The sequence below is a fragment of the Bacillus sp. WC2503 genome, assembly GCF_052682895.1.
Genome location: NZ_JBQYMD010000001.1, coordinates 4472005 through 4488438, shown reverse-complemented (window position 1 = coordinate 4488438; position 16434 = coordinate 4472005). Strand labels below are relative to the sequence as shown.

Genomic DNA, 16434 nt, shown 5'->3' with positions numbered 1-16434 from the left:
CATGGTATATTTAAAGAAAAAATGCAGGTGATGGAATATGAAGAAACTGCTTATTGGTAGTCTATTAACGTTAGCGATGGCATGGGGTATTTCATTAGGAGATATAGCATTAGAGAAAAGCCAAATAATTTCTCATAATGATCAAGAGGTACAATTAGCTCAAGAGGTACCTTATGAGTACTAAAAAACAACCGTCTTACTTAGGCGGTTGTTTTTTTATGGAGTAACATCCAAACGTCTTTACTAGAAACAGGTTTGCTAATAAAGAATCCTTGAATGTGGTCACAGTTTTGTTCATAAAGAAATTTCCATTGTTCTTCTGTTTCTACACCTTCTGCAATAACTTCTAAATTTAATTCTTTTGATAGTGTAATAATGGAAGAGATAATTGCTTCCTCTAAAGGACTTGTTGTAATTCCACAAATAAATTCTCGAGCAATTTTTAATGTGTTGATTGGATATTTTGTTAAATAAGCTAAAGAACTATAACCAGTTCCAAAGTCATCTATTGAAATTTGAATACCGAGATTTTGAAGCTGCTCTAGCTTTGCAACTACAGATTGATTTTGGTTAATAGCGATACTTTCTGTAATTTCAATATCTAGTGCTTCCGGTTTTAGTTCTGTTTCTTTCAACACCTTTGAAATAGTTGGGATTAAATCTGTATGGTTAAATTGAACAACAGATAAATTCACACCAACTTTTAAGTGAGAAAAACCTTGATTATGCCATCTTTTTGCTTCTGAGCAGGCAGTACGTAAAATCCAATTTCCAAGTTCAATAATAAATCCTGTTTCCTCTGCTAGAGGAATAAATTGGGCAGGAGATACGATACCGAGTTTTGGATGTTTCCAACGAATTAACGCTTCAAAACCGATAATTTGTTTTGTTTTTGTGCTTACTTGTGGTTGGTATTCAAGGAAAAATTCATTTTGTTGTAATGCTTTTGAAAGTTCACCTTCTAAGAACTCAATCTCATTTTGTGCAATACTCATTTCTTTCGAGAAGAAAACAAATCTGTTTTTTCCATTTGCTTTCGCACGATACATAGCTAAATCGGCATTTTTCATTAATTCAGTTACATCGGTTCCGTAATCAGGATACATTGCAATGCCGATACTCGGTGTAACAGATAGTTCTTCATCTTTAATGAAGAATGGTTTGTTTAAAATAGTTAAAATCTGTTCAGCTATAAAAACCGCACTTTTTTCTGAGTACATATCTGGTAATAGAATTGTAAACTCATCTCCGCCTTGGCGGGCAACGATATCTTTTGAACGCAAACATCCGCGTAACCTTTTTGCTACTTCAATTAGTAATAAGTCTCCGACATCATGACCGAGTCGATCGTTAATTTTTTTAAATCGATCTAAATCAAGAAACATGACGGCAACATCATTTGCGCTAGTTTGAGCTGTATTTAAAATAGTTTTTAAATCTTTTTCGAATTTGCGGCGATTTGGTAATCCAGTAAGTGCATCATGAAATGCCAAATGTTCTACTTGTTTTTGTTTTTCATATAAAGTTGTAATATCACGCGCTATCCCAAACATCCCAACAACTTCTTTATTTATAAAAGTAGGTATGAGTGTAATGTGAAGGTAATAGTAATAGCCTTCTTGTTCTTTCGTACGAACCTCTAAAGTTTGTGGTCTACCTTCTTTTGTTATTTGTAATGCTCTTTTTAGTAAGTCATGATCTTTTGGATCAATAAAGTGCAGAAGGGAATAGCTTGCTACTTCACAATAGTAAGCAGTAAATAAGCTTTCACAAGCTGTGTTAGATTGCTGAAAAACACCATGCATATTTAAAGAGAAAACGGCATCAGGATGATCTTCAAATAAAGATTTATAACGTTGTTCACTTTTTGATAACGCAGAAGCACCTTCTTCAACTTCATCTTCTAGTTGTGTAGTCAGCTGTTCATATGTATCAATTAAGACTTTATTATCTTTCCACATGTAAAGTTGTCGCAAGAATAATAAAATAAGTGATAATACAAGACCAATTAACATGAATTTATCATCCCAAGGCTGAATGATAATAAAGGAAAAAGTAATGATTATACTAAAATAAGGCAATATAAAGCGTACATAATCAAATCGATAATATTTCGTTTTTGTTTCATGTTGCATTGGCTTATCTAAAATGTATAGTATGGACGATAAACCAATTAATAAAATCGAAGCAGTATGTATTAAATAAGAGAATTCAGCAGAAGTTTTTATTCCTGTGTTTAACTGGAATAGCTGTATATATCCGTATACAAGAATGATAGTAAAGCCAATAATTAATGAAATTCTACTAGAAGAATATTGTTCTCTTCTATATAGGCTAATAACGGCGTAAATGACTAATGATTGTGCAATAAAATATCCAATTAAAACCCACGTATCCTTTGTTAACGTATGAAAGCTTGAAAGATCTAAAATAAAGGTTAAGGTAAAATAAATATTCATAATAACGATAAAGATACTATCGAATGAAAATTGAGCAAGGCCTCTAATAGAGTAATGTTTTATGAACTTTATAGCAAATCCAGAAAAGAGTAAAATATATTGTATGATGAAAAAAGGTAGTGCCTCATAAGAGAATAGGACTTGATCGCATATAGAAAGTGAATGAAGGAATAAAGTTATCTCCATAGCCAATCCACATAGGCAAGTACATAATAATAACACCCAAAATAATTTATCACCACGCTTCATTTTTTTAATTGCTTTATAGGAACAATAACAAGAAAAGATTGCGGCAAAACAAAATAAGAAAAGGATTCCAATTTCTTTTATGTTCCACTCATTTGGAATAAGGAATATCCAAAGAGAAAATACAATTATATACATCATGACAAATTGTACATATTTTTTTTGATTAATCATATGATGACTCCGTTTCAATAAAGTTGAATCGCAGGATGAAAATGCTAATTTAAATAATATCATATAAAATAGGAACTTTTTTACTATAAGAATTACTTTTTGAAAAAAACAACGCAACATGACAATTTACCATTGTAATGTTGCGCCATTTATTCTTTTGATTCCTTTTATAGAAGAAAGCTCACTTATTAATTGTAACATTGCTAAATCTTTCTGTTTACTTTCAATCATAATATCAAAATTATAATTAATTTTTTTTGCAATGTGTAAAAAGGGCTTAATAAATTCTAAATTAATATAATCTGCATGAGCCCTAAATTCTTTTTCTGATTTAGGAGAGGAAATATGAACTTTAGGTGGGATATTTGTATGTGACCAAGTTTCAAAAATTGCAGGAAGTAATTCTTCTAGTGATTCTTCGCAAAGATTAGCCATGTGATGATGATAATCAAATACGAAAGGGATCTTTTCTTTTTGGCAAATTGATAAAGTTTCAGCAGTTGTATATGTTTTATCATCATTTTCTAGAGTCATTTGTTTTTTTATATGTGCAGGAAGTTTTTTTATGTTTTCATGGAAGCGTCCAACTGCTGCTTCTTTATTTCCGTAGGCACCACCTACATGAATGTTAATGTAAGAAGAATCTGCAATTCCTATCGCATGTAATACTTTATAATGATAGGTCATATCCGTAACTGCATTAGTTGTAATATGCGGCTTATCGCTTGTGAATAATGTAAATTGATTTGGGTGAAAACTTACTCGTAAATTGTGCTCTTGAATTAACGAACCTATTTTACGCCAAAGCGGCATGAATGCTCCAATATAATCAAATTCAACTTCAGGGTGTGTTGCAAGTGGAATAATGGAAGAAGAAAGACGATATAATGGGATTTCATGTGCGATATTGTAATGAAGGATACGTATCGTATGTTCTAAATTTTGCCTTGTAACATCGTACAGTTTATCCTCTCGCTCTTGTTTATTGAGTTTTTTAAAAGTTGTAAATGTCATCGTTTTAGCAGGAGAACAGTCCCACAATGCCATTGCATGTGAGACGTATCCAAACCGCATAATCATAAGGAATACACCTCTTTTATTCATCACCTTTCTTATAAGAAGAAAGCAAGTATCGTTCCTATCCATTCCTTTCCTCTATCTATAAGGGAAAGCGGGCTAACATCGTCATAGGAAAGTAATGACGCATTTTTTAAATCTTCATGGAATTTATTTTTTACCACCTGTATGAAGTGCCTATCATATAAGAGGCAGTTGATTTCATGGTTACTATATAAACTTCTCATATCAAAGTTTGCAGTTCCAACATCGCAAATATCATCGTCCACTATAATAACTTTAGCGTGAAAAAACCCTTGTTGAAATGCGTAAATATTGCAACCAGCCCGTATTAACTTTCGGCAGTACGGGAATTTCGCTTCTCGAACGAGGGCATGATCAGCCTTTTCTGGAACGAGAATTGTTATTTGGACCCCTCTTTCTCGTGCTTTTAATAGAGCGTTCATAATTTTTTTGCCAGGAATGAAATATGGTGTACCGATAAAAAGTTCCTTTTTCGCACTTTTAATTAAATGTAAAAAGGTATGTTGTAAATAGGCACCATCGGTTGGAATGAATTGATGTAGGATGGTACCAGGTTCCTGTTTCGGAAAATAAAGAGGAGCATCCAATAAATTTTGGTTCGTATCATCCAACCAGTCATGTAAAAATTGTTTTTGTAAATCTTGAACGCCTTCTCCTGTAAGACGTAAATGATAGTCTCGCCATAATCCTAATTGCTCATTATGTCCCAAATATTCCTCGCCGATATTAAATCCCCCAATATAACTAATTTTCCCGTCAATCACTGTAATTTTTCTATGATTGCGTTGATTGGCAGAAAAGAAAGGGAAAGGGAATTTGACTTTATGACAAAAAGAAAAAGAGACACCATGTTTTTGTAGGGAACGAATTGCTTCATTTGATAAATAATGGCTACCAAATCGATCAAGTAACAGTCTTACTTCAATGCCTTCTTTTGCCTTATCAATAAGTAACTTTAAAAATTCACGACTGATCTTATCATTTTTTACAATGAAGAATAAAACGTGAATGTGGTGCTGGGCTTGTTTTATATCAGTAAATAAAGCATCGTATAAATCTTTCCCATATGTATAAAGGTGAAAATCACTTTGACGTAAAGGGAAAGTACGGGAACGCACACGTTTTAAATGAAGAAGTCTCCCATATGAAAGGTCAATTGTGATCCAAAGAGTAACGCATATGAATAAGAGAGAGAAATAGAACATGAGTGAAGTCCCTCCTTTGCATTCTTTTCACCTTCAGTGTGTTACAAATGATATGGGGAGTAAGAATGCTACCAAAAATTTAACTAGAAGATAGCCCGGTTTGTTCATTAAGGTTTCACTTTATCCCGCTTCAACGGGCAGTAAGACAATCGCCTTAAAATCCGCTGAATACGAGGAAGCTCGGTTGAAATCAACTGCCCGTAAAAGCCCGATTGATTTAACTAATAATTAGTGGGGGATGGACAGTCCCCACTGACTAAAGTTTCACTTTATAGTTTCACCCAAATAAACAGGTTTATTAAAAAATATGTTGTTGTATAACAAAAAACTGTTGACTGAATGCTCACTCATTATATAATGAAGGTAGGGGATAAAATTCAGAAAATTATATGTTTTTGAAGATTCTAAAAAAAGAAAGAAGGCTTACAAAGAGAGGGGTAGCATAAAAATGAATAGCTTACTGATCATTAATTGGCTGGCTGCCATTGCTGTTATTGCTTATGCGGGATATTTGTTTGTATATCTTATACGAACGAGAATGGCCTACATACAATTAGGAAAAAAGATTGAATTTGACCGTCGCTTCAAAGAACGTTGGGATCTTCTTAAGGTCAATGTTTTCGGTCAGAAAAAGCTGCTGAAAGATAAAAAGAGCGGCATTATTCACGTTATGTTTTTTTATGGATTTATTCTTGTCCAATTTGGAGCAATTGACTTCGTTTGGAAAGGACTCGCACCAGGATCGCATCTTCCACTTGGACCACTATACCCTGCATTTACATTCTTCCAGGAAATTGTCACACTCGTTATATTAATCGCAGTCTTTTGGGCTTTTCATAGACGTTATGTTGAGAAGCTAGTTCGTTTGAAACGTAATTTTAAATCAGGTCTTGTTCTTATCTTTATCGGTGGTTTAATGATTTCTGTACTACTTGGTAATGGGATGGGAATTATATGGCACGGCGAGGAACTTTCATGGAGTGAACCGATCGCTTCTGCAATCGCTTACGTTTTCTCGGGAATAAATGAAACCGTAGCCATTTCAGTGTTCTATTTTTCTTGGTGGGTGCATCTACTAATTTTGTTAACATTTTTAGTCTATGTTCCACAATCAAAACATGCACATTTAATTGCTGGACCAGCTAACGTTTTCTTCGGTCGTCTCTCAAATCCAGGGAAGCTTGAAAAGATTGATTTTGAAGATGAAACGCAAGAAACATTTGGTGTTGGTAAAATTGAAGACTTTAGACAAAATCAGCTTATTGATTTATACGCTTGCGTAGAGTGTGGGCGCTGTACAAATATGTGTCCGGCAACAGGAACAGGAAAAATGTTATCACCGATGGATTTAATTTTAAAACTTCGGGATCATTTAACTGATAAAGGAGCGGCGGTAACATCGAAAGCACCTTGGGTTCCAGTAGTTGCTTTTAATAATACACAAGGAAATCAATTAGCGATGATGGCAGCTGGAAAAGGGCAGCAAGAATCAGCAGCTACAGCGCTAGCTTACGATCCGAGTTTAATCGGAGATGTTATTACAGAAGAAGAAATTTGGGCTTGTACAACGTGCCGTAACTGTGAAGATCAGTGTCCGGTTATGAATGAGCATGTTGACAAAATTATTGATTTACGCCGCTATCTTGTTTTAACAGAAGGAAAGATGGATGCGGAAGCGCAGCGTGCGATGACGAATATCGAGCGTCAAGGGAATCCATGGGGTCTGAACCGTAAAGAGCGTGAAACATGGCGCCAAGGTGATGATGAAGTAACAGTTCCGACTGTAAAAGAAAAATCAAAAGCTGGCGAGGAGTTCGAATATTTATTCTGGGTAGGTTCGATGGGATCATACGACAATCGTAGTCAGAAGATTGCGATATCGTTTGCGAAGTTAATGAACGAAGCAGGCGTCTCATTCGCGATTCTTGGTAATAAAGAAAAGAACTCTGGAGATACACCGCGCCGCCTTGGAAATGAGTTCGTATTCCAAGAGATGGCAACAAAGAATATCGAAGAATTTGAAAAAGCAGGAGTGAAGAAAATCGTTACGATTGATCCTCACGCTTATAACACATTCAAAAATGAGTATCCAGACTTTGGCTTACAAGCAGAAGTCTATCATCATACAGAATTGTTAGCTCAGTGGGTGAAAGAAGGACTCTTAAAACCTGTTCACGCTATTGAGGAGACAGTTACGTACCATGATTCCTGTTATTTAGGACGATACAACGAAGTGTACGAAGCACCGCGCGATATTTTGAAAGCAATTCCTGGTGTGAATCTTGTAGAAATGGCACGTAACCGTGAAACAGGAATGTGCTGTGGCGCAGGTGGTGGCTTAATGTGGATGGAGGAGACAACGGGTTCTCGTATTAACGTTGCTCGTACAGAACAAGCACTAGCTGTGCAACCATCCATTATCGGTACAGGTTGTCCGTATTGCTTAACGATGATTAGTGATGGGACGAAAGCGAAGGAAGTAGAAGAGAAAGTTCAAACACTTGATGTAACAGAGATTTTAGAACGATCTGTTATCGGACAGAAGAAAGAAGCAATGTAGTTTGTAAGCATGTATACAACTTTAGAAAGAGGTGCAATTATTGCACCTCTTCTCAACGCAAGGATACCGAGCGAGCGCTCGGTACTAAAAAAGAAACGGGGGAAAGAAATATGAATAAGACAGTTATTTTAAGTGCTGCAAGAACACCGGTTGGAAAATTTGGAGGATCTTTAAAAGATGTGAAGGCAACAGAACTTGGAGGAATTGCAATTAAAGCAGCGCTTGAAAGAGCAGATGTTTCTGCTAGTGATGTTGAAGAAGTTATATTTGGAACGGTTATTCAAGGTGGACAGGGGCAAATTCCATCTCGTCAAGCTGCGAGAGCTGCTGGAATCCCTTGGGAAGTGCAGACGGAAACAGTAAATAAAGTTTGTGCATCGGGACTTCGTGCGGTTACGTTAGCAGATCAAATTATTCGTACTGGTGATCAATCACTTATTGTAGCTGGTGGAATGGAATCAATGAGTAACAGTCCTTACATTTTACGAGGTGCAAGATGGGGATACAGAATGGGTAACAACGAAGTTATCGATTTAAACGTGGCAGATGGTTTAACATGCGCATTTTCAGGCATACACATGGGCGTTTATGGCGGTGAAGTTGCGAAGGAAGACGGAATCTCTCGCGAAGCCCAAGATGAATGGGCATATCGTAGTCATCAGCGTGCGGTTTCAGCGCATAAAGAAGGGCGTTTTGAAGAGGAAATTGTACCAGTAACAATTCCGCAAAGAAAAGGCGATCCTATCGTCGTTGCTAAAGATGAGGCGCCGCGTGAAGATACAACAATTGAAAAGTTAGCGAAATTAAAACCTGTATTTGATAAGACATCGTCAGTAACAGCTGGTAACGCTCCAGGACTGAATGATGGCGGTGCTGCACTTGTATTAATGAGCGAGGACAGAGCGAAGCAAGAAGGAAGAAAGCCTTTGGCGACGATTTTAGCACATACGGCAATCGCGGTAGAATCAAAAGATTTCCCAAGAACGCCAGGTTATGCAATTAACGAATTATTGAAAAAGACCGGCAAGACAATTGAAGACATCGATTTATTCGAGATTAATGAAGCGTTTGCGGCAGTAGCAATTGCGAGTACAGAGATTGCAGGTATTGACCCAGAAAAATTGAATGTAAATGGCGGCGCGGTAGCAATGGGACACCCAATTGGAGCAAGCGGAGCGCGTATTATCGTTACACTTATCCATGCACTGAAGCAGCGCGGCGGCGGAATTGGAATTGCTTCGATTTGTAGCGGTGGCGGTCAAGGTGATGCAGTTATGATTGAGGTTCATTAATTTACGGCGAGAAAACGATTCATTTATTACAGACTTATATTAAGGGGGAAGAAAGAATGGGTGTACAAAAAATAGTTGTAATTGGTGCGGGACAAATGGGATCGGGAATTGCGCAAGTGTGTGCAATGGCAGGATATGATGTGAAGATTCAAGATTTAAAACAAGAGCAATTAGATAGAGGGTTAGCTATCATTACGAAAAACTTAGTGCGTCAAGTAGAAAAAGGACGCATGAAGGAAGAAGAGAAAGAGGAAACGTTAAATCGTCTTACAGTAACTCTTGATTTAGATTGTGTGAAAGAAGCTGATCTTGTTATTGAAGCAGCTGTTGAGAAAATGGATATTAAAAAGAAAATATTTGCGAATTTAGATGAAATTGCTCCAGATCATACAATTTTAGCAACGAATACGTCATCTCTTCCAATTACTGAAATTGCAGCGGTAACGAAACGCCCAGAAAAAGTAATCGGTATGCACTTTATGAATCCAGTTCCCGTTATGAAGCTCGTTGAAATTATTCGTGGTTTAGCTACAGATGATACAGTTTATGAAACGATTGAAGATATTACGAAAAAAATCGGAAAAGTGCCAGTTGAAGTAAATGATTTCCCGGGATTTGTATCGAATCGTATTTTATTACCGATGATTAACGAAGCAATTTATACGTTATATGAAGGTGTAGCGACGAAAGAAGCGATTGATGAAGTAATGAAACTTGGTATGAATCATCCAATGGGGCCTCTGACACTAGCTGATTTTATCGGTTTAGATACGTGTTTATACATTATGGAAGTGTTGCATGAAGGATTAGGAGATAGTAAATATCGCCCATGTCCATTACTACGTAAGTACGTAAATGCAGGATGGTTAGGGCGTAAAACGGGCCGTGGTTTCTACGTTTATGAGTAAATCCCTCCTTGTATAGAGTAGTGGTCTTACCAAATTGTTAAAAGATATATAGCAAATGGAGGCGGAGTATATGAACTTTCGTTTTAATGAAGAGCAACAGATGATGAGGAAAATGGTTCGGGATTTTGCACAGAAGGAAATAGCACCCTTTGTTCCTAGCATGGAACAAGGGGTGTTCCCGACAGAGATTTTGCAAAAGATGGGTGAGCTTGGATTAATGGGTATTCCAGCGCCTGCAAAATACGGCGGCGCAGAAATGGATTTTATTTCTTACATTTTAGCAATTGAGGAAATCTCAAAAGTAAGCGCAACGGTTGGTGTAATTTTAGCTGTACATACGTCAGTTGGAATGAACCCGATTTTATATTTTGGAACAGAAGAGCAGAAGCAGAAATATGTTTCTAAGCTTGCGGCTGGTGAATATTTAGGTGCATTCGCCTTAACTGAGCCAAATGCTGGATCAGATGCAGGGAGTTTGAAATCACGAGCTGTCAAGAAAGGTGATAATTACATCATTAATGGATCGAAAGTATTTATTACAAATGGCGGCGAAGCAAGTACATACATCGTTTTCGCTTCTACAAATCCAGATGCAGGAAAAAGTGGTATTTCTGCATTTATTGTAGAGAAAGATACGCCAGGCTTAATTATCGGAAAAGATGAACATAAGATGGGACTTCTCGGTTCTCGTACAGTTCAACTTACGTTCGAAGATATGATAGTGCCGGCTGAGAATTTACTCGGTGAAGAGGGACAAGGATTCAAGGTAGCGATGGCGAATTTAGATGTTGGACGAATTGGAATCGGGGCGCAGGCGTTAGGGATCGCGGAAGCGGCGCTCGCATGTGCGATAGATTATGCAAAGGAACGAGAGCAATTCGGAAAGCCGATTGCGGCGCAACAAGGGATTGGCTTCAAACTTGCGGATATGGCGACAAGTGTGGAGGCGGCGCGATTACTTGTATATAGGGCTGCATCGCTTAGAGCACAAGGATTACCATGCGGTAAAGAAGCGTCTATTGCGAAGTTATTTGCTTCTAAGACAGCAGTTGAAGTTGCAATTGAAGCGGTACAAGTATTTGGCGGTTACGGTTATACGAAAGATTATCCGGTAGAGAGATTTTTCCGTGATGCGAAGATTACGCAAATTTATGAAGGAACGAGTGAGATACAAAAACTTGTTATCAGCCGTGCTTTATAAAGGGAAGAGGGGGAGACGGAAATGCATTTTAAATTATCAGAAGAACATGAAATGATAAGAAAAATGGTTCGGGATTTTGCTAAGAACGAAGTAGCACCAACGGCAGCTGAGCGTGATGAGGAAGAGAGATTTGACCGCGAGCTATTTGATCATATGGCGGAGCTTGGTTTGACAGGTATTCCATGGCCTGAAGAGTATGGTGGAATTGGAAGCGATTACTTAGCGTACGTAATTGCGATCGAAGAATTATCACGCGTTTGTGCTTCTACAGGTGTAACGCTGTCCGCTCATACTTCACTTGCTGGGTGGCCGATTTTTAAATTCGGAACGGAGGAGCAAAAGCAAAAGTTTTTGCGACCGATGGCTGAAGGGAAGAAAATTGGTGCATACGGTTTAACGGAACCGAGTTCTGGATCAGATGCTGGTGGAATGAAGACAATCGCCAAAAGAGATGGAGACCATTACATATTAAATGGATCGAAAATTTTCATTACAAATGGCGGTATTGCTGACATTTATGTTGTTTTTGCGTTAACAGATCCTGAATCGAAGCAGCGCGGCACGAGCGCATTTATTGTGGAAAGCGATACGCTAGGATTTTCGGTTGGGAAGAAGGAAAGTAAACTAGGGATTCGCTCTTCGCCAACGACTGAAATTATGTTTGAAGATTGCCGTATTCCTGTAGAAAACCTACTAGGAGAAGAAGGGCAAGGATTTAAGATTGCAATGCAAACGTTAGATGGCGGTCGTAACGGTATTGCTGCACAAGCAGTTGGTATTGCACAAGGGGCTTTAGATGCTTCTGTAGAATATGCAAGAGAGCGCCATCAATTTGGAAAGCCGATTGCGGCGCAGCAAGGGATTGGCTTTAAACTTGCGGATATGGCAACGGATGTAGAGGCTGCGCGCCTTTTAACATATCAAGCTGCGTGGCTTGAATCGGAAGGGCTTCCGTATGGGAAGGAATCAGCGATGTCAAAAGTATTTGCAGGTGATACAGCGATGAAGGTGACGACTGAAGCTGTGCAAGTATTTGGTGGTTACGGTTATACGAAAGATTATCCAGTAGAGCGTTATATGCGAGATGCAAAGATTACACAGATTTATGAAGGAACACAAGAAATTCAAAGGCTCGTAATTTCTCGTATGTTAACGAAGTAGGGGCAAAGGCGTAGGTATTTTCCTACGCTTTTTCCTTCCAAAAAATAATAGAGAGAGGTGAAGGGGATGGTTAAACATAATGTGCATGCGTCAGTAAAAGATGAAAAATTAGTTGCGTTAAGGCGTGAACAAATGATTAAAGGTGCGGTGCAACTGTTTAAGCAAAAAGGATTCCCGCGTACAACAACGAGAGAGATTGCAAAAGCGGCCGGATTTAGTATCGGAACACTATATGAATACATTCGTACGAAAGATGACGTATTATATTTAGTTTGTGATAGTATTTATGAACATGTAAAAGAACGATTAGAGGAAGTAGTATGCACGGAGAAGGGAAGTATAGACAGTTTAAAGATAGCGATAACAAATTACTTTAAAGTGATGGACGAATTGCAAGAAGAAGTATTAATCATGTATCAAGAAGTACGGTTTTTACCAAAAGAATCACTCCCATACGTACTAGAGAAAGAGTTTCAAATGGTAGGAATGTTTGAGAATATTTTAGAACAATGTACAGAAAATGGAACATTTATATTAAATAAAAAAGAAATACAGCTTCTTGCACATAACATTTTCATACAAGGACAGATGTGGGGATTTAGACGTTGGGCGCTGCAAAAACTGTATACGCTCGAAGAATATACAGAAATGCAAATTAGGTATGTGTTGCAAGGGGCGCATATGCTTCCGAAGTAAGGAATGGACAAATTATAATTTTATTACCATATAAAGTGAGGATGTTCATCCAAAGCCGATTAGTAGCCTTCACAAATCAGGCGTTTACAGGTAGCGGGGCTTCCGCCTAACTTCTTTGCTCCAGCCGAATGTTGAGGCGGGAGTTTTACTGCTCGCAAATAGCGGGATAAAAGTTTCCCGTTTTTTTTGTAGCATATTTGTGCGACTTTTGTTTATAATGAATAGTATGGATTTTTTTAAGCAGACCGTTATATATAAGGTTATATTTGATGAAAGGAAGTGCCGCATAAGTGAATTTTAAGCAATATTCACCAGAAGAGCTAAAAGAATGTTCAATGATTGAAGTTGTACATAGCGTTTTAGGGGATAAAAGACAAGCAACGACATTCAACGAGTTGGTTAAAGAAATCGCTCAAGTGCTGGGACTATCTCAAGAGCAAGTTAATGCGAAACTCGCACAATTTTATACAGATTTAAACATCGATGGACGCTTCATTAATTTAGGAGAAAATCGTTGGGGACTACGTAGCTGGTACCCATATGAGCAAATCGATGAAGAAATTCTGCCTCAGCCAAAACCGAAGAAGAAACGTAAAGTTGAAGAGGACGGTTTTGACGACTACATGGAAGACGAAGATGACTTCGACGATGCAGACGGAAATGTAGAGGAAGAAGAAGAAGTAGAAGATTTGGACAAGGTTCTTGAAGAAGAAGACGGAGATGACGATGATCTTGATGATTTAGATGAAGATGATGAAGATGACTTCGCTGAAGAAGAACTTGAGTATGATGAAACTGAAGAAGAAGAGGAAGAACTGTAGTTCTTGACTTTTCATTATCGTCCATGTAGAATCATTTTTGGGCTCTTTAAAAAAGGACGATAATACTTTTAAAGTGTAAATATAAAAGAAAATTGCTCCCTACTTGTTACTTTTTGTGATGAGGGGAGCAATTTTCTTTTTTGTTTTTTGTTTAGAATACAAAAAGAGTCTAACAATAAGATAGATACAGTGTTATCTACATACGTTGCGCTTTGCAACGGTGATTATATAACAACAAGGTAGAAGGGAGCTTTTTCATGACTAAGTATATTTTTGTAACAGGCGGTGTAGTATCGTCTTTAGGTAAAGGTATTACAGCAGCATCTCTTGGAAGACTTTTAAAAAATCGTGGTTTAAACGTAACGATTCAAAAGTTTGATCCGTACATTAACGTAGACCCAGGGACTATGAGCCCATACCAACACGGTGAGGTATTCGTAACAGATGATGGTGCAGAAACGGACTTAGACCTTGGTCACTATGAACGTTTTATCGACATCAACTTAAACAAATACAGCAACGTAACAACAGGTAAAATTTACTCTTCAGTTCTTCAAAAAGAGCGTCGTGGTGAATATCTAGGAGGAACAGTTCAAGTTATTCCTCACATTACTAACGAAATTAAAGAACGTGTATATCGTTCTGGTCGCGAAACAAATGCGGACGTTGTTATTACAGAAATCGGTGGAACTGTTGGTGATATCGAGTCTCTACCATTCTTAGAAGCAATCCGTCAAATTAAGAGCGACATCGGTCGTGACAATGTAATGTACATTCATTGTACGTTAATCCCGTACTTAAAAGCAGCGGGTGAAATGAAAACAAAACCAACGCAACATAGCGTTAAAGAGCTTCGTAGCTTAGGTATTCAACCAAATATTATCGTTGTTCGTACAGAACTGCCTGTTTCTCAAGATATGAAAGACAAGCTTGCATTATTCTGTGACATCGATACAAAAGCAGTTATCGAAGCACGCGATGCAGATACTTTATACGCGGTTCCATTATCTCTTCAAGAGCAAAACATGGACCAAATCGTTTGCGATCACTTAAAATTAGACAATCCAGCTGCAGATATGACAGAGTGGACTGCGCTAGTTGATAAAGTACGTAACCTTTCTAAGAAAACAAAAATCGCTCTTGTTGGTAAATACGTAGAGCTTCAAGATGCATATATTTCTGTTGTAGAAGCACTTCGTCATGCAGGTTATTCATTCGACACAGATGTAGAAGTGAAATGGGTAAACGCTGAGCACGTAACAGCAGAGAACGTAAAAGAATTAGTTGGTGACACAGATGGTATTCTTGTGCCAGGTGGTTTTGGAGATCGTGGTGTAGAAGGTAAAATCGTTGCAATTCAATATGCTCGTGAAAACAAAGTTCCATTCTTAGGAATTTGCTTAGGTATGCAACTTGCATCAATCGAATTTGCACGTAACGTATTAGGATTAGAAGGAGCTAACTCTTCTGAAATTAATCCTGACACACCTTATGCAATCATCGACTTATTACCAGAGCAAAAAGATGTAGAAGACTTAGGTGGTACACTTCGTCTTGGTCTATACCCATGTAAGCTTTCTGAAGAAACGAATGCTTATAGAGCTTACAGTGAGCCGGTTGTATATGAGCGTCATCGTCATCGTTATGAGTTCAACAATCAATTCCGTCCGGATATGGAAAAAGCAGGATTTGTATTCTCTGGTACAAGCCCAGACGGTCGCCTAGTTGAAATCATTGAATTAAAAGATCATCCTTGGTTCGTGGCAGCACAGTTCCACCCAGAACTTGTATCTCGTCCAAACCGTCCACAACCATTGTTCCATGATTTCGTAAGTGCTTCTATTACGAATAAAGAGAGCAAGTAATAAAAAAGCGCCTGAAATAGGGCGCTTTTTTTAATATTCGTTTAACATTTCATCAATTGTAAATTTCAATCCGTGATAAGCAAATAAGGCTATCATTAAACTTGGGAATCCGTAGCGATTACCTTCATCGTCTGGAATAAGACCTTTTAACAGCTTTGTATCAATATGTACATCTGTATATTGTTCCAGTGATTCAATACCTTCTTGAATAGCAGAGATTCCAACGATAGAGTGGCCTTCTTCTTGAAGTTTTTTTGCAATATTTACCGCTTCTTCATCTGTTGAAAAACGGCTAATAAGAAGTACACGGTCTGCAGAAGTTACTTCTGCTTCTGTATCATTTTCAAATAAACGTTTCGCTTGCTGCATTGGTTCAGCACCGAATAGTGCTTCAGCAACAACACCATCCATTTCATTTGTACCATGTAAATAAATGAAGCCATCGCCAACTAATGCTTGAGCAAGTAGACGAGCGCTATCTTCTATATTCATTTCCTCTTTTTGAGAAACTCTGGAGAAATAACCACTTAATTGAGTCGAAAAAATTTTTAACATAATGTTACTCCCTTCGTACGTGTTCGCCGGCTTTCATTATAGTGTATTTTTTTAGAAAGGTGAAATCGTAGGGTAGCATAACAAAAAAGGAAACGGTAAAATAAGAAAGAATAGGAAGGAATTTGCCAAAGAATAGCGAAAATAAATCGTTAAGATATAAGAAGCTTTAAATCTTGTATTTATACAGAAA

Annotated in this window: 12 protein-coding genes and 1 pseudogene; 9 read left to right on the top strand and 4 right to left on the bottom strand. The window is 37.7% G+C overall.

Annotated elements, in window-relative coordinates:
* Nucleotides 1-37: 37 nt before the first annotated feature.
* Nucleotides 38-184 (top strand): quorum-sensing peptide PapR, encoded by a 147-nt coding sequence (gene papR, locus ACUN26_RS23205; RefSeq protein ID WP_000734723.1) that lies wholly within the window; start codon nucleotides 38-40, stop codon nucleotides 182-184.
* A 16-nt stretch (nucleotides 185-200) separates the two neighbouring features.
* Here papR and ACUN26_RS23200 read toward each other — a convergent pair whose 3' ends face one another.
* The 3 genes from ACUN26_RS23200 to cls form a co-directional block, all read right to left on the bottom strand.
* Entirely contained in the window at nucleotides 201-2879 is a 2679-nt protein-coding gene (locus ACUN26_RS23200) for a DUF4084 domain-containing protein (RefSeq protein ID WP_000609945.1), read from the bottom strand.
* Between the two features lie 126 nt (nucleotides 2880-3005).
* Nucleotides 3006-3959, bottom strand: coding sequence for a UV DNA damage repair endonuclease UvsE (gene uvsE / locus ACUN26_RS23195; protein ID WP_000605894.1), 954 nt, complete (start codon nucleotides 3957-3959; stop codon nucleotides 3006-3008).
* Between the two features lie 32 nt (nucleotides 3960-3991).
* Nucleotides 3992-5185, bottom strand: coding sequence for a cardiolipin synthase (gene cls, locus ACUN26_RS23190; RefSeq protein ID WP_000499184.1), 1194 nt, complete (start codon nucleotides 5183-5185; stop codon nucleotides 3992-3994).
* Nucleotides 5186-5633: 448 nt separating this feature from the next.
* Between cls and ACUN26_RS23185 the strand changes: the two genes are divergently transcribed.
* The 8 genes and pseudogenes from ACUN26_RS23185 to pyrG all read left to right on the top strand — a co-directional run bounded on the left by ACUN26_RS23185 (nucleotide 5634) and on the right by pyrG (nucleotide 15689).
* Nucleotides 5634-7745 carry a heterodisulfide reductase-related iron-sulfur binding cluster gene (locus ACUN26_RS23185; RefSeq protein WP_001086767.1) on the top strand — a complete coding sequence of 704 codons (2112 nt, stop codon included), beginning with the start codon at nucleotides 5634-5636 and terminating at the stop codon, nucleotides 7743-7745.
* A 9-nt stretch (nucleotides 7746-7754) separates the two neighbouring features.
* Nucleotides 7755-9037: pseudogene (locus tag ACUN26_RS23180) on the top strand (acetyl-CoA C-acetyltransferase).
* 56 nt (nucleotides 9038-9093) lie between these two features.
* The gene (locus tag ACUN26_RS23175; protein ID WP_000538855.1) at nucleotides 9094-9945 is read left to right on the top strand and encodes a 3-hydroxybutyryl-CoA dehydrogenase; all 852 of its coding nucleotides are present in this window, start codon (nucleotides 9094-9096) and stop codon (nucleotides 9943-9945) included.
* A 70-nt stretch (nucleotides 9946-10015) separates the two neighbouring features.
* Nucleotides 10016-11146 (top strand): acyl-CoA dehydrogenase, encoded by a 1131-nt coding sequence (locus ACUN26_RS23170; protein WP_001011192.1) that lies wholly within the window; start codon nucleotides 10016-10018, stop codon nucleotides 11144-11146.
* Nucleotides 11147-11167: 21 nt separating this feature from the next.
* Complete coding sequence (acdA, locus tag ACUN26_RS23165; protein WP_000545536.1) at nucleotides 11168-12307, top strand: acyl-CoA dehydrogenase AcdA; 1140 nt, start codon at nucleotides 11168-11170, stop codon at nucleotides 12305-12307.
* A 66-nt stretch (nucleotides 12308-12373) separates the two neighbouring features.
* Nucleotides 12374-13003, top strand: a complete 630-nt coding sequence (locus ACUN26_RS23160) for a TetR/AcrR family transcriptional regulator (protein WP_000238592.1) — start codon at nucleotides 12374-12376, stop codon at nucleotides 13001-13003.
* Between the two features lie 290 nt (nucleotides 13004-13293).
* Complete coding sequence (gene rpoE / locus ACUN26_RS23155; RefSeq protein ID WP_001009769.1) at nucleotides 13294-13824, top strand: DNA-directed RNA polymerase subunit delta; 531 nt, start codon at nucleotides 13294-13296, stop codon at nucleotides 13822-13824.
* A gap of 257 nt (nucleotides 13825-14081) precedes the next feature.
* Nucleotides 14082-15689, top strand: a complete 1608-nt coding sequence (pyrG, locus tag ACUN26_RS23150) for a CTP synthase (RefSeq protein WP_000170441.1) — start codon at nucleotides 14082-14084, stop codon at nucleotides 15687-15689.
* Between the two features lie 30 nt (nucleotides 15690-15719).
* Here the strand turns inward: pyrG and ACUN26_RS23145 are convergent, their stop codons facing one another.
* Nucleotides 15720-16244, bottom strand: coding sequence for a DUF2529 domain-containing protein (locus tag ACUN26_RS23145; RefSeq protein ID WP_000912398.1), 525 nt, complete (start codon nucleotides 16242-16244; stop codon nucleotides 15720-15722).
* Between the last annotated feature and the right edge of the window lie 190 nt (nucleotides 16245-16434).

Bases quoted from the DNA above. Each gene is read 5' to 3' on its own strand.
- pyrG (WP_000170441.1), top strand. From the start codon at position 14,082: ATGACTAAGTATATTTTTGTAACAGGCGGTGTAGTATCGTCTTTAGGT.
- ACUN26_RS23145 (WP_000912398.1), bottom strand. From the start codon at position 16,244: ATGTTAAAAATTTTTTCGACTCAATTAAGTGGTTATTTCTCCAGAGTT.
- ACUN26_RS23175 (WP_000538855.1), top strand. From the start codon at position 9,094: ATGGGTGTACAAAAAATAGTTGTAATTGGTGCGGGACAAATGGGATCG.
- papR (WP_000734723.1), top strand. From the start codon at position 38: ATGAAGAAACTGCTTATTGGTAGTCTATTAACGTTAGCGATGGCATGG.
- uvsE (WP_000605894.1), bottom strand. From the start codon at position 3,959: ATGATTATGCGGTTTGGATACGTCTCACATGCAATGGCATTGTGGGAC.
- cls (WP_000499184.1), bottom strand. From the start codon at position 5,185: ATGTTCTATTTCTCTCTCTTATTCATATGCGTTACTCTTTGGATCACA.
- ACUN26_RS23160 (WP_000238592.1), top strand. From the start codon at position 12,374: ATGGTTAAACATAATGTGCATGCGTCAGTAAAAGATGAAAAATTAGTT.
- acdA (WP_000545536.1), top strand. From the start codon at position 11,168: ATGCATTTTAAATTATCAGAAGAACATGAAATGATAAGAAAAATGGTT.
- ACUN26_RS23170 (WP_001011192.1), top strand. From the start codon at position 10,016: ATGAACTTTCGTTTTAATGAAGAGCAACAGATGATGAGGAAAATGGTT.
- ACUN26_RS23185 (WP_001086767.1), top strand. From the start codon at position 5,634: ATGAATAGCTTACTGATCATTAATTGGCTGGCTGCCATTGCTGTTATT.
- ACUN26_RS23200 (WP_000609945.1), bottom strand. From the start codon at position 2,879: ATGATTAATCAAAAAAAATATGTACAATTTGTCATGATGTATATAATT.